At 61.7% G+C, this 13,720-nt stretch carries 11 protein-coding genes; 5 read left to right on the forward strand and 6 right to left on the reverse strand.

Going from position 1 to position 13,720, the window contains the following annotated elements:
• Positions 1-227: 227 nt before the first annotated feature.
• From rdgC to sugE, 3 genes are all read left to right on the forward strand, one after another.
• Entirely contained in the window at positions 228-1,148 is a 921-nt protein-coding gene (rdgC, locus tag AC1RT4_RS10125; RefSeq protein ID WP_007950430.1) for a recombination-associated protein RdgC, read from the forward strand.
• Between the two features lie 74 nt (positions 1,149-1,222).
• On the forward strand, positions 1,223-2,188 hold the full coding sequence (locus tag AC1RT4_RS10130) for a bile acid:sodium symporter family protein (RefSeq protein ID WP_493085291.1): 966 nt from the start codon (positions 1,223-1,225) through the stop codon (positions 2,186-2,188).
• 118 nt (positions 2,189-2,306) lie between these two features.
• A complete protein-coding gene (gene sugE, locus AC1RT4_RS10135; RefSeq protein WP_039769847.1) occupies positions 2,307-2,621 on the forward strand; it encodes a quaternary ammonium compound efflux SMR transporter SugE in 315 nt (104 codons plus the stop codon).
• 42 nt (positions 2,622-2,663) lie between these two features.
• Here sugE and AC1RT4_RS10140 read toward each other — a convergent pair whose 3' ends face one another.
• From AC1RT4_RS10140 to AC1RT4_RS10155, 4 genes are all read right to left on the reverse strand, one after another.
• Positions 2,664-4,538, reverse strand: coding sequence for an MFS transporter (locus AC1RT4_RS10140; RefSeq protein WP_493085292.1), 1,875 nt, complete (start codon positions 4,536-4,538; stop codon positions 2,664-2,666).
• A 110-nt stretch (positions 4,539-4,648) separates the two neighbouring features.
• Positions 4,649-5,800, reverse strand: coding sequence for a TDT family transporter (locus tag AC1RT4_RS10145; RefSeq protein ID WP_493085293.1), 1,152 nt, complete (start codon positions 5,798-5,800; stop codon positions 4,649-4,651).
• A 100-nt stretch (positions 5,801-5,900) separates the two neighbouring features.
• Positions 5,901-6,212 (reverse strand): cupin domain-containing protein, encoded by a 312-nt coding sequence (locus tag AC1RT4_RS10150; RefSeq protein WP_493085294.1) that lies wholly within the window; start codon positions 6,210-6,212, stop codon positions 5,901-5,903.
• 52 nt (positions 6,213-6,264) lie between these two features.
• Positions 6,265-7,452, reverse strand: a complete 1,188-nt coding sequence (locus AC1RT4_RS10155; protein ID WP_085747053.1) for an MFS transporter — start codon at positions 7,450-7,452, stop codon at positions 6,265-6,267.
• Positions 7,453-7,543: 91 nt separating this feature from the next.
• Between AC1RT4_RS10155 and AC1RT4_RS10160 the strand changes: the two genes are divergently transcribed.
• Both AC1RT4_RS10160 and AC1RT4_RS10165 read left to right on the forward strand, forming a co-directional pair.
• Positions 7,544-8,086: a TetR/AcrR family transcriptional regulator gene (locus AC1RT4_RS10160; protein WP_493085295.1), complete on the forward strand. Its 543-nt coding sequence runs from the start codon at positions 7,544-7,546 to the stop codon at positions 8,084-8,086.
• A gap of 134 nt (positions 8,087-8,220) precedes the next feature.
• Positions 8,221-11,691 (forward strand): hybrid sensor histidine kinase/response regulator, encoded by a 3,471-nt coding sequence (locus AC1RT4_RS10165; protein WP_007950422.1) that lies wholly within the window; start codon positions 8,221-8,223, stop codon positions 11,689-11,691.
• A 9-nt stretch (positions 11,692-11,700) separates the two neighbouring features.
• Here AC1RT4_RS10165 and AC1RT4_RS10170 read toward each other — a convergent pair whose 3' ends face one another.
• Entirely contained in the window at positions 11,701-13,065 is a 1,365-nt protein-coding gene (locus tag AC1RT4_RS10170; RefSeq protein WP_493085688.1) for a DNA recombination protein RmuC, read from the reverse strand.
• Between the two features lie 175 nt (positions 13,066-13,240).
• Positions 13,241-13,564 carry an SEL1-like repeat protein gene (locus AC1RT4_RS10175; protein WP_081493545.1) on the reverse strand — a complete coding sequence of 108 codons (324 nt, stop codon included), beginning with the start codon at positions 13,562-13,564 and terminating at the stop codon, positions 13,241-13,243.
• Between the last annotated feature and the right edge of the window lie 156 nt (positions 13,565-13,720).

A 13,720-nucleotide genomic window follows, 5' to 3' on the forward strand; every position in this document is an offset into this window, starting at 1 on the left:
GATGACGGGATCGAACCGCCGACATTCTGCTTGTAAGGCAGACGCTCTCCCAGCTGAGCTAATCACCCTTCGCTTCGGTGTGGCGCGCATTCTACGGAGCGACCCAACCTCTGGCAAGCACTTTTTTAATTAATTTTCTTAGCCCTTCCAAAGGCTTAGAGAAGGGTTGGCCTATGACCCGGCGAAGACAATAATGCCCCCCTTTGTATAAAGGAGAGACTCACCCCATGTGGTTCAAAAACCTGCTTATCTATCGCCTGACCCAAGACCTGCCTGTCGATGCCGAGGCGCTGGAAACTGCACTGGCCACCAAACTGGCGCGTCCATGTGCAAGCCAGGAGTTGACCACCTACGGTTTCGTCGCGCCGTTCGGCAAGGGCGAAGATGCTCCACTGGTGCACGTCAGCGGTGACTTCCTGCTGATCTCCGCCCGTAAAGAAGAACGCATCCTGCCGGGCAGCGTCGTGCGTGACGCGGTCAAGGAGAAGGTCGAAGAGATCGAAGCCGAGCAGATGCGCAAGGTCTATAAGAAGGAACGCGATCAGATCAAGGATGAAATCATCCAGGCCTTCCTGCCGCGCGCCTTTATCCGCCGCTCGTCGACCTTCGCCGCCATCGCGCCGAAACAGGGTCTGATCCTGGTCAACTCGGCCAGCCCGAAACGCGCCGAAGACCTGCTCTCCACCCTGCGTGAAGTGATCGGCACCCTGCCGGTTCGTCCGCTGACCGTGAAAACCGCGCCGACCGCCGTGATGACCGAATGGGTCACCACCCAGCAAGCCGCCCCGGACTTCTTCGTGCTGGACGAGTGCGAACTGCGCGACACCCACGAAGACGGCGGCATCGTGCGTTGCAAGCGTCAGGACCTGACCAGCGAAGAAATCCAGCTGCACCTGAGCACCGGCAAGGTGGTGACTCAACTGTCGCTGGCCTGGCAGGACAAACTGTCGTTCATGCTCGACGACAAGATGACCGTCAAGCGCCTGAAATTCGAAGATCTGCTGCAGGATCAGGCAGAACAGGACGGCGGCGACGAAGCGCTCGGCCAACTGGACGCCAGCTTCACCCTGATGATGCTGACGTTCGGCGACTTCCTGCCGGCGCTGGTTGAAGCACTGGGCGGCGAAGAGACTCCGCAGGGCATCTAAGCCTCTGCGCAGTCTTTGGGTTATCTTCAAACGCCACCGCTTCGGTGGCGTTTTCACATAATAAGGAACAGGCCATGCGCGCACTGGCTGCACTGAGTCGTTTTGTCGGCAATACCTTCGCTTACTGGGTTCTGATTTTCGCGGTGATCGCGTTCCTGCAACCGGCCTGGTTCCTCGGCCTCAAAGGCGCGATCGTGCCGCTGCTCGGGCTGGTGATGTTCGGCATGGGCCTGACCCTCAAACTCGACGACTTCGCCGCCGTCGCCCGCCATCCGTGGCGCGTGGCGCTGGGCGTGGTCGCGCATTTCGTGATCATGCCGGGAATGGCGTGGTTGCTTTGCCAGATCTTTCATCTGCCGCCGGAAATCGCCGTCGGCGTGATTCTGGTCGGTTGCTGCCCGAGCGGCACCTCATCGAATGTCATGACCTGGCTGGCCCGTGGCGATCTGGCGCTGTCGGTGGCCATCGCCGCCGTCACCACCCTCCTCGCCCCGCTGCTGACCCCGGCGCTGATCTGGCTGCTGGCCTCGGCCTGGTTGCCGGTTTCGTTCATGGAATTGTTCTGGTCGATCCTGCAAGTGGTGCTGCTGCCGATCGTCCTCGGCGTGGTCGCGCAACGTGTGCTCGGTGACAAGGTCCGCCACGCGGTGGAAGTGTTGCCGCTGGTGTCGGTGGTCAGCATCGTGATCATCGTTGCCGCCGTGGTTGCCGCCAGTCAGGCGAAAATCGCCGAATCCGGCCTGCTGATCATGGCCGTGGTGATGCTGCACAACAGCTTCGGTTATCTGCTGGGCTACTTCACCGGGCGCCTGTTCGGCCTGCCACTGCCGCAGCGCAAATCCCTGGCGCTGGAAGTCGGCATGCAGAACTCGGGGTTGGGGGCTGCGCTGGCCAGTGCGCATTTCTCGCCGCTGGCAGCGGTGCCGAGCGCGCTGTTCAGTGTGTGGCACAACATTTCCGGGGCGCTGCTTTCGACGTACTTCCGGCGGATGAGCGAAAAAGAAGACCGTGAGACGCTGGCGCAACAGGCGGTCGACTGATCCCGGATCAAGGCGCGGCGCACAATTTTAGGTAGTATGTGCGCCACGCGGGGACGACCCTGCGGCTCAATCGAGTTTTCAATCAGGGGACGGCCCCGTCAATCGATGGAGGTCTTTCATGTCCTGGATCATTCTGTTTTTCGCCGGCCTGTTCGAAGTCGGCTGGGCCGTCGGCCTTAAATACACCGATGGTTTCACCCGTCCGCTTCCGACCGTTCTCACCGTTGCCGCCATGGCGGTCAGCCTTGGCCTGCTGGGCCTTGCGATGAAGGAATTGCCGCTGGGCACGGCCTATGCGATCTGGACTGGCGTCGGTGCCGTGGGCACGGTGATTGCCGGGATCATCCTGTTTGGCGAATCGATGGCGTTGATTCGCCTGGCCAGCGTGGCGTTGATCGTCACCGGACTGATCGGGCTCAAGGTCAGCGCCTGAGCCGTTGCCGCCATCCGTCAGGGATGGCGGCTTTCCAACCAACTACCTGACAGTCCCGCGCAACTCCCCGACCAACGCCTGCAACTCCGCGGGCTGCGCCGCTTCAACGGCAACCGGCGATCCCGCCACCAGCGTCACCCGCGACCACAACCGGTGAAAGAAACCTTTATCGGGATCGCGACTGAAGAAACTCCCCCACAACCCCTGCAACGCCAGTGGAATCACCGGCACCGGTGTCTCTTCGAGAATCCGCGTCAACCCGCCCTTGAACTCGTTGATCTCGCCATCGGCGGTCAACTTGCCTTCCGGGAAGATGCACACCAGCTCACCGTCCTTCAGATACTGGGCAATCCGGGTGAAGGCCTTTTCGTAGATCTGGATGTCTTCCTGGCGTCCGGCGATAGGAATCGTCCCCGCCGTGCGGAAGATAAAGTTCAGCACCGGCAGGTTGTAGATCTTGTAGTACATGACAAAGCGAATTGGCCGACGCACTGCGCCACCAATCAGCAAGGCATCGACGAACGACACGTGGTTGCACACCAGCAACGCCGCGCCCTCATCGGGAATCGCCTCAAGGTTGCGATGCTCGACGCGGTACATGGAATGGCTGAGCAGCCAGATCATGAAACGCATGCTGAACTCGGGGACGATCTTGAAGATGTAGGCGTTGACGCCGATGTTCAGCAGCGACACCACCAGGAACAGCTGCGGAATCGACAGCTTGACCACGCTCAACAACACGATGGTGACAATCGCCGAAATCACCATGAACAGCGCATTGAGAATGTTGTTGGCGGCAATCACCCGCGCCCGTTCGTTCTCGGCGGTGCGCGACTGGATCAGCGCGTACAGCGGCACAATGTAGAAACCGCCGAAGATCCCGAGGCCCAGCACATCGATCAACACCGCCCAGGCATGGCCAAAACCGAGCACTTCGGTCCAGCTATGGCCGACAGTGCTTTCTGGAATTCCACCGGAATGCCACCACAGCAACAGCCCGAAAACGGTCAGACCGAACGAGCCAAACGGCACCAGGCCGATTTCGACTTTGCGTCCGGATAGCTTCTCGCACAGCATCGAACCCAGCGCGATACCGACCGAAAACACGGTAAGGATCAGGGTGACCACGGTTTCGTCGCCGTGCATCCATTCTTTGGCGTAAGCCGGGATCTGCGTCAGATAAATCGCCCCGACGAACCAGAACCACGAGTTGCCGACGATCGAACGCGACACCGCTGGCGTCTGCCCCAGGCCGAGTTTCAAGGTCGCCCACGACTGACTGAAGATGTTCCAGTTCAGGCGCATTTCCGGGGTCGCCGCTGCGGCGCGGGGAATGCTGCGACTGGCCAGATAACCCAGCACGGCGATGCCGACAATCGCGGCGGACACCACTGGCGCGTAATTGGCCGACGACATCATCACCCCGGCGCCGATAGTCCCGGCCAGAATCGCCAGGAACGTGCCCATTTCCACCAGCCCGTTGCCGCCGACCAGCTCATCCTCGCGCAATGCCTGCGGCAGGATCGAATACTTCACCGGCCCGAACAGCGCCGAGTGCGTGCCCATGGCGAACAACGCCACCAGCATCAGCGACAGGTGATCGAACAGGAAGCCGACAGATCCCACGGCCATGATGGCGATTTCTGCCAGTTTGATCAGACGGATCAACGCGTCCTTGGCGAACTTCTCGCCGAACTGTCCGGCCAACGCCGAAAACAGAAAGAACGGCAGAATAAACAGCAGCGCACACAGGTTGACCCAGATGGAGCGGTCACCTTCGATGGTCAGCCGATAGAGAATGGCGAGGATCAGCGACTGCTTGAACACGTTGTCGTTGAACGCGCCCAGCGACTGAGTGATGAAGAACGGCAGGAAGCGCCGGGTGCGCAGCAGGTTGAACTGTGAGGGGTGACTCATCTTCCGTGTAACCCTGTTGTTTTTGGAAAGAGAAGGTAGCGAGTGGCCTGGCTACGCTTATGAGAATCTCGAACCGCGATCCAGGCCACACATTACCTAATCTTTGCAGGTTATTTCTTCAAACCTGCAATGCACGGTGAAACAAACAGCTCGCCGCGCCACGCACCTTGCAGCGTGCGTTTGCCGACGATCAGCCACATCACCGCCAGCAACGTCACCAGCACACAACCGACCACACTGAAGAATGTCAGGTGCAACGTGCTGCCGAGTTTCAGGGTTGCCAGCGAATATACGCCCAGCGGAAAGGTAAAGCCCCACCAGCCAAGGTTGAACGGGATGCCATCACGCAGGTAACGCACGGTGATCAGCAGCGCCATCAACATCCACCACAGGCCGAAACCCCACAACGTGATCCCGGCGACCAGCCCCAGGCCCGAAGCCATTTCGCCGATGCCCGGCAGACCGTTCGCTGCGAAGATCACCGGGGCGTCGCCGCCAAGCAGCAACATGCCCAAGGCACCGGTGCCGATCGGGCCCAAGGCCAGCCAACTCGAGGCCGCCATGTTTTCGTGAGGCAGTTTGTGCAAGGCCATGCGCAGCAAGAGGATGGTCAGGATGCTGAACGCTACTGGCAGAGAAAAGGCCCAGAGCACGTAACTGGTCACCAGCACCACCAGTTGCGAGTGGGCATCGGCGAGATGCGGCGCGAGCAGTCCACCGCTGGCCGCCGCCACTTCCGCGGCCACCACCGGCAGCAGCCAGACGGCGGTCATCTGATCGATGCTGTGTTCCTGACGAGTAAACATCATGTAGGGAATCAGCACGCCGCAGGCCAGCGACATCGCCACGTCGAGCCACCACAGCACTTCGGCCAGATGAATGACGCTCTCGCCCCAGCGCGGCAGACCGAACAGCAGAAAGCCGTTGATGATGGTCGCCAGGCCCATGGGAATGGTGCCGAAGAACATCGAAACCGTGGAATGCCCGAAGATCCGCCGTGCCTCGTCGAAGAACAGAATCCAGCGGGCGGCGTAGGCAGCGGTAAACAGCACGAACAACAGAATGTTGAACAGCCACAGCCCTTCGGCCACGGCGTGCAGGCCGGGAATGGAAACGGGCAATTGCGCCAGCGCCAACGCCAGCACGCCGGTGCCCATGGTGGCGGCGAACCAGTTCGGGGTGAATTGGCGGATCACTTCACGCGGGTGCTGAAGCTGACTGAATGGCTTGATGCCGGGTTTGGCGCTGTTGGGGCAAATCATCATGAACTCCTGTCCTCAGGTGAGGTTGAGCTCATGGTAGAACCGAATCGAATATCTATATAACGGGTAATATCTCTAACTGTTATCTGTTTTGTAGATATCAAACACTGCCTTCGGTTTCGATCACCAGAATCCGCGCCGCGCCCTGAGGATGAGCGACGTGTTCAGTTCCAATGGACGCGTAGAAGATGTCGCCAACGTCGAGCAAGGTCTGCTTCTCCTCGCCCTCTTCGCGGTAGTGCATGAGCACTCGGCCGTCGAGCACCACAAACACTTCTTCGCCGTCATTGACGTGCCATTTGTAGGGCTGATCGGTCCAGTGCAGGCGCGTGGTGATGCCGTTCATGTTGGCGATGTCGAGCGCGCCCCAGGCGCGCTCGGCGGTGAAGGTCTTGCTGCGGATAATCTTCATGCGTCGGTCCGTGAGAAGAATGGGCTGGCCAAGGCTAACCGAATCCGCAGGCTTATGGCGCGCTGCAGGTCTTGGCCGCTTGCGCGCGGAAACTCATCAGCAGCGCACCAACCGCCAGCACAATCAGCACCGCGCCATACACATCGGTGGTGGCCAGCAGACCCACACTGTGGGTGAAGTGCCCAGCCAGCAACGCCGGCAGGCAGAACGCCAGGTAACTCAGCACATAAAATGCCGACATCAACCCGGCGCGCTCATGAGGCAATGCCAACGGCACCAGACTGCGCACCGCTCCGAGAAAACCAGAGCCAAAGCCACAACCGGCCACCAGCGTGCCGAAGAAGAACAGCGACAGACTGGCACTGTGCACGCCCAACAGAATCAGCACGATACCGGCCGGCAGCAGGCTCGCCCCAAGTTGCAGCGCCCGGGAGGCCGGACGATTGCGCAACGTGAAGATCATCAACGCACCGGTCACGGTCAGCGCCGCCACGGTCGCGCCGCCGATCAGGTTGGAGGTGGAACCGGTGGCCGTGCGCACCAGCGACGGTGCCAGCGAGGCGTAGAAACCGCCGAGCGCCCAGGTTGCAGTGTTCAACGGCAACACTCGCCACAGCGTCGAACGCGCCTGAACCGGCACATGCAGGGTCGGCCGCAACGAGGCCCATGCCCCGGCCTGCGGCGAGACGCTTTCCGGCAGGCGCCAGACATAAATGCCCTGCAACACAAACAGCGCGAGCAGCAACCAATAGGTCAACTGCAACGGAGCCGGAGCGAACTCGGCCAGCAAGCCGCAACCCATGCCGCCCAACGCCATGCCCAGCAACGGAGCAACGCTGTTGATCAACGGCCCTTGCTGGCGATCAGTGTCCAGCAGCGTCGCGCTCAACACGGCGGTGGCCATGCCGGTGGCGAAGCCTTGCAGCACACGCGCGCCGATCAGCCAGCCCACGCTGTCGGCGTAGATAAACAGCAGCATCGCCAGCGCATTGAGCGTCACGGCGGTGAAGATCACCGGTTTGCGTCCCAGGTGATCCGACAGCGAACCGACCGTCAGCAACGCGGCTAGCAGACTGAGGGCGTAGACGCCGAAAATCAGGGTCAGCACCGCTGCCGAAAAATGCAGCTGATCCTGGTACAGGTGATACAACGGCGTCGGCGCAGTGGAAGCGGCGAGAAAACTCAGTAAGGTAATCGCCAGAAACCACAGGCTGGAACGGTGGGAAGCAAGGCTGGTCATGGGCACACTCCGCAAAAGCTAATTTTTTGCTTTTGCGGAGTGTGCTCTCGGCTTGCGCTTAAAGCAAATTCTTTGTGTTAAGGTCTGCCGCATGGCTATTAAAGAAGGTTTACGCCCCGGCGGTCGCAGTGCCCGGGTGCAGGAGTCGATTCATTCGGCAGTCCGCGCGCTTCTGCAAGAACAGGAGCGCTCGACGGTGACCGTCCCGCAAATCGCGGCGCGCGCCGGGGTGACGCCGTCGACGATTTACCGGCGCTGGGGAGATCTGGCGGCGTTGCTGGCCGACGTCGCCCTCGCCCGCATGCGTCCCGACAGCGAGCCGGCGGTAACCGGCAGCCTGCGCAGCGACATCCGCGCGTGGGCCGAACAGTATCTCGACGAAATGAGCTCGGAACCCGGGCGCAACATGATGCGCGACGTGCAGGCGAGCGCGACGCCGGGCTATTGCGTAACGATCATCGGCACGCAATTGCAGACCATCATCGAGCGCCACCCCGAGGACACGGCGCCGAGCGTGGATCGACTGATCAATCTGGTGGTGTCCCCGGTGGTGTTCCGCATTCTGTTTTCGGCAGCGCCGCTGGAAGTCGAAGAACTGCACCGCTTGATCGACATCGCGCTCAAGGCGGACTGACCATAGAACTGGCCGGTTCTGTTCCTGCGACACCCCGCCACGCCACGACCTTGGTCGACACTGACTAACCGCCGCGCCCGTGCGAGACTGTCTGACCGGGCGCGAGTCCGGTCGTTTTCTGTCGGGAGTGTTCCATGTCGTTGTCCACCGGGCTGATCGCCGCCGTCGCCCTGGCCTATATGGCCATCATGTTCGCCATTGCCTTCTACGGCGACCGTCGCAGCACACCGCTGCCGCCGCGGGTGCGCGCCTGGGTGTACAGCCTGTCGCTGGCGGTCTATTGCACCAGCTGGACGTTCTTTGGCGCGGTCGGCCAGGCCGCCGAACAACTGTGGTCATTTCTGCCGATCTACCTGGGGCCGATTCTTCTGCTGCTCGGTGCGCCGTGGGTGCTGCAGAAAATGGTGATGATCAGCAAACAGGAGAACATCACCTCCATCGCCGACTTCATTGCCGCCCGCTACGGTAAATCCCAGTCGTTGGCGGTGGTCGTCGCGCTGATCTGTCTGGTCGGCGTCCTCCCCTATATAGCCTTGCAGCTCAAAGGCATCGTCCTCGGCGTGAACCTGCTGATCGGTGCCGGCGCAGACGCCATGGGCACCCGCGCCCAGGACACGGCGCTGATCGTGTCGCTGGTGCTGGCGCTGTTCACCATCGTTTTCGGTACGCGCAACCTCGATGCCACCGAGCACCACCGGGGCATGGTGCTGGCGATTGCCTTTGAATCGCTGGTCAAACTGTTCGCCTTCCTCGCCGTCGGCGCATTCGTCACCTACGGGCTGTATGACGGTTTCGACGACCTGTTCAATCAGGCCATGCTCGCCCCGCGCCTTGAGGAATACTGGAAAGAAACCATCAACTGGCCGTCAATGGTGGTGCAGACCGGCGTGGCGATGATGGCGATCATCTGCCTGCCCCGGCAGTTCCACGTAACGGTGGTCGAGAACATCGACCCGCAGGATCTGCGTCTGGCCAAATGGGTGTTCCCCGCCTACCTCGCACTGGCCGCGCTGTTTGTAGTCCCTATCGCCCTGGCCGGTCAGATGATGCTGCCCAGCTCCGTCATCCCGGACTCTTTCGTTATCAGCCTGCCATTGGCCCAGGCCCACCCGGCGCTGGCGATGCTGGCGTTTATCGGCGGTGCATCGGCGGCTACCGGCATGGTGATCGTGGCGAGTGTGGCGCTGTCGACCATGGTCTCCAACGACATGCTGTTGCCGTGGCTGCTTCGCCGCAACAATGCCGAGCGACCGTTTGAAGTGTTCCGCCAGTGGATGCTGTCGGTGCGTCGGGTCAGCATCGTGGTGATTCTGTTGCTGGCTTACGTCAGCTACCGCTTGCTCGGCTCCACCGCGAGCCTGGCGACCATCGGCCAGATCGCTTTCGCCGCCGTAACCCAACTGGCCCCGGCGATGCTCGGCGCGCTGTACTGGAAACAGGCCAACCGCCGCGGCGTGTTTGCTGGTCTCGCCGCCGGCACGTTCCTGTGGTTCTACACTCTGATTCTGCCGATTGCTGCACGCAGCCTCGGCTGGTCGCTGGACAGTTTCCCCGGCCTCGCCTGGCTGCACAGCAACCCGCTGAACCTGCCGATCACCCCGCTGACCCAAGGTGTGGTGCTGTCGCTGGCGGGCAACTTCACGTTGTTCGCCTGGGTCTCGGTGCTGTCACGCACTCGAGTGTCGGAACACTGGCAGGCCGGACGCTTTATCGGCCAGGAAATCAGCGCCCGACCGAGCGCGCGCTCGATGCTGGCGGTGCAGATCGACGACTTGCTGCAGCTGGCGGCACGCTTTGTCGGTGAAGAACGCGCGCGCCAGAGCTTCATCCGTTTCGCCTACCGCCAGGGCAAAGGCTTCAACCCGAACCAGAACGCTGACGGCGAATGGATCGCCCACACCGAACGATTGCTGGCGGGTGTCCTTGGCGCCTCTTCGACGCGAGCTGTAGTAAAAGCCGCCATCGAAGGTCGGGAAATGCAGCTGGAGGACGTGGTCCGGATCGCCGACGAAGCCTCGGAAGTGCTGCAGTTCAACCGCGCGCTGCTGCAAGGCGCCATCGAAAACATTACCCAAGGCATCAGCGTGGTCGACCAGTCGCTGAAACTGGTGGCCTGGAATCGCCGCTATCTGGAGCTGTTCAACTATCCGGACGGTTTGATCAGCGTTGGCCGGCCGATTGCCGACATCATTCGCCACAACGCCGAACGTGGTTTGTGCGGCCCCGGCGAAGCGGAAGTCCACGTCGCCCGGCGCCTGCACTGGATGCGTCAGGGGCGCGCCCACACCTCCGAGCGACTGTTCCCCAACGGCCGGGTGATCGAGCTGATCGGCAACCCGATGCCCGGCGGCGGTTTCGTCATGAGCTTCACCGACATCACCGCGTTCCGCGAAGCCGAACAAGCGCTGACCGAGGCCAACGAAGGGCTGGAGCAACGGGTCAGTGAACGGACTCAGGAACTGTCGCAACTCAACGTCGCATTGACCGAAGCCAAGGGCAATGCCGAGGCGGCCAACCAGTCGAAGACCCGTTTCCTCGCCGCCGTCAGCCACGATCTGATGCAGCCTCTGAACGCCGCGCGACTGTTCTCCGCCGCCCTCTCCCATCAGGACGACGGCCTGAGCGGCGAAGCGCAGAAGCTGGTGCAGCATCTGGACAGTTCGCTGCGTTCGGCTGAAGACCTGATCAGCGACTTGCTGGACATTTCCCGCCTGGAGAACGGCAAGATCAACCCGGATCGCAAGCCGTTCGTGGTCAATGAGCTGTTCGATATTCTCGGCGCCGAGTTCAAGGCGCTGGCCCAGGAACAGGGCTTGAGTTTCCGGGTACGGGGCAGTCAGTTGCGCATCGACAGCGACATCAAGCTGCTGCGGCGCATTCTGCAGAATTTCCTGACCAACGCTTTCCGCTACGCAAAAGGCCCGGTACTGCTGGGCGTGCGTCGGCGAAAAGGTGAAATCTGTCTGGAAGTGTGGGATCGCGGGCCGGGGATTCCGGAGGACAAACAGCAGGTGATCTTCGAGGAATTCAAACGCCTCGACAGCCACCAAACCCGCGCCGAAAAAGGTCTCGGCCTGGGCCTGGCGATCGCCGATGGTCTGTGTCGTGTACTCGGCCATACCTTGCGCGTGCGCTCATGGCCGGGGCGCGGCAGTGTGTTCAGTGTTCGCGTGCCGCTGGCCAAAGCACAGACCGTGCAGGCGCCGGCGGCAGTGGAAATCAATGGCAAATTGCACAGCGGCGCGCAGGTACTGTGCATCGACAACGAAGACAGCATTCTGATCGGCATGAACAGTTTGCTCACGCGCTGGGGCTGTCAGGTCTGGACCGCGCGCAACCGCGAAGAATGCGCAGCGCTGCTCGACGACGGCGTGCGGCCACAATTGGCATTGGTCGACTATCACCTCGATCACGGCGAAACCGGCACCGATCTGATGGCGTGGTTGCGCACAAGACTGGGCGAACCGGTGCCTGGCGTGGTGATCAGCGCCGACGGGCATCCGGAAACGGTGGCGCAGGTGCACGCGGCCGGACTGGATTATCTGGCCAAACCGGTGAAACCGGCGGCGTTGCGGGCGTTGTTGAGTCGCTATTTGCCGCTCTAGCAGAGCGGCTTATTCAGGCAGTTCGACCAGACCTTCGGCGTCGGTCATCGCGCGTTCCAGCAAATCGGCAGGCAGGCTCTTGCTGGCTCGCGCGCCGAGCAATTTGAGCTGCTCGCTGCGGCTGACCAGGTTGCCCCGCCCTTCCGTCAGCTTGTTGCGCGCCGCGCTGTAGGCCTTGTCCAGTTGCTGCAAGCGATTGCCGACTTCGTCCAGATCCTGAATGAACAACACGAACTTGTCGTACAGCCAACCGGCGCGCTCGGCGATTTCCCGGGCGTTCTGGCTCTGGCGCTCCTGCTTCCACAGGCTGTCGATGACTCGCAAAGTGGCCAACAGCGTGGTCGGGCTGACGATCACGATGTTGCGGTCGAAGGCTTCCTGGAACAGCGTCGGCTCGGCCTGCAACGCGGCGGAAAACGCCGCTTCGATGGGCACGAACAGCAAGACGAAATCGAGGCTGTGCAAACCTTCCAGACGCTTGTAATCCTTGCCGGCCAGGCCTTTGACGTGGCTGCGCAGCGACAGCACGTGCTGCTTCATGGCGATCTGGCCGATGGCGTCGTCGTCCGCCGCGACGTACTGCTGATACGCGGTGAGGCTGACCTTGGAGTCGACCACCACCTGCTTGTCGCCCGGCAGATAAATGATCACGTCCGGCTGGAAGCGCTCGCCGTCCGGGCCCTTGAGATTCACCTGAGTCTGGTACTCGCGGCCCTTTTCCAGCCCGGCGTGCTCAAGCACGCGCTCGAGAATCAGCTCGCCCCAGTTGCCCTGGGTTTTCTGGCCCTTCAGGGCGCGGGTCAGGTTGGTTGCTTCATCGCTGAGGCGCAGGTTCAGTTGCTGCAGGCGCTCCAGCTCCTTGGCCAGCGAGAAGCGCTCGCGTGCTTCGGCCTGATAGCTTTCCTCGACGCGTTTTTCGAACGACTGGATGCGTTCTTTCAAAGGATCAAGCAACTGGCCGAGGCGTTGCTGGCTGGTTTCAGCGAAGCGTTGTTCGCGCTCATCGAAGATCTTGCCGGCCAGTTCGGCGAACTGGGCGCGCAACTCGTCGCGGGAGCCTTGCAGGTCATCCAGACGTTGTTGATGGCTTTCCTGTTGCTCGCGCAATTCGGCGTTCAGCGAAGCCGCCTGGGCGTCCAGGCGCCGTAATTCGGCTTCCTTGTTGGCGCGTTCGAGGTTCCAGGCGTGGGCAGCGTCACGGGCGTCATCGCGCTCGATCTGCAACAGCTCGACTTCCCGGCGCACGGCCGCGAGATCTGCTTGTTTGGAGGCGTTGGCCTGGCCGAGGTCGGCGATTTCATCGCGGCAGGCTTCGAGCTGTGCAGTAAGGCCGTCCTGGGCCAGTTGCGCCATGGCCAGCCGCTCTTCGAGCAACGCGACTTCAGACTGGTTCTGACTGGCCCGGCGTTGCAGTTGCCAGGCCAGTGCCAGCAGCGGCAAGGCTGCGCCTGCCAGCCCCAGCAGGATGCTGGTCAAGTCCATCGCCATAGTGATTCCCGCCGATCCGATAAAGCCTGAAGGTTAACCAAGGCGCCAGGTCTTGGACAGCTCAGTCTTCGATCAGGCCGAGTTCCTGTTGCGCGCGTCGGTCACCGGCGCGGGCGGCCTGGCGCAGCAGGTCCTGGCCGATCCGGCGATCCCGGGCATTGCCGCACTCGCGGCACATCAACTGACCGAGACGACTTTGCGCGGCGACCACCCCTTCCCGGGCCGGTTGCTTGAGCAGGCGGCCGGCGAGGTGCTTGGCATTCTGGCTGTCGCCCAGGCGCGGGCTGTCCAGCAGCCATTCGGCCACGCGCACGGAAAATCGCTTGGGGGCGGTAACACGAGGGGGTTGGGAGGTAACAGATTCTGGAGCTGAACGAAACTTCATAAAGCACTGTGGGACAGATCGGAAGGCGCGCCACTCTACTCTTTTTTTCGCACAGGTAAAGTCGAAAAAAACCCGGCACGCCCGTGCTAGAGCAAGCGCTCGGGACAATCCACAGAAGCTGTGGATAACTCAGTGGACAACCGTCCTCCAGCCGCC

The sequence above is a fragment of the Pseudomonas sp. GW821-FHT11D10 genome (genome assembly GCF_058808435.1).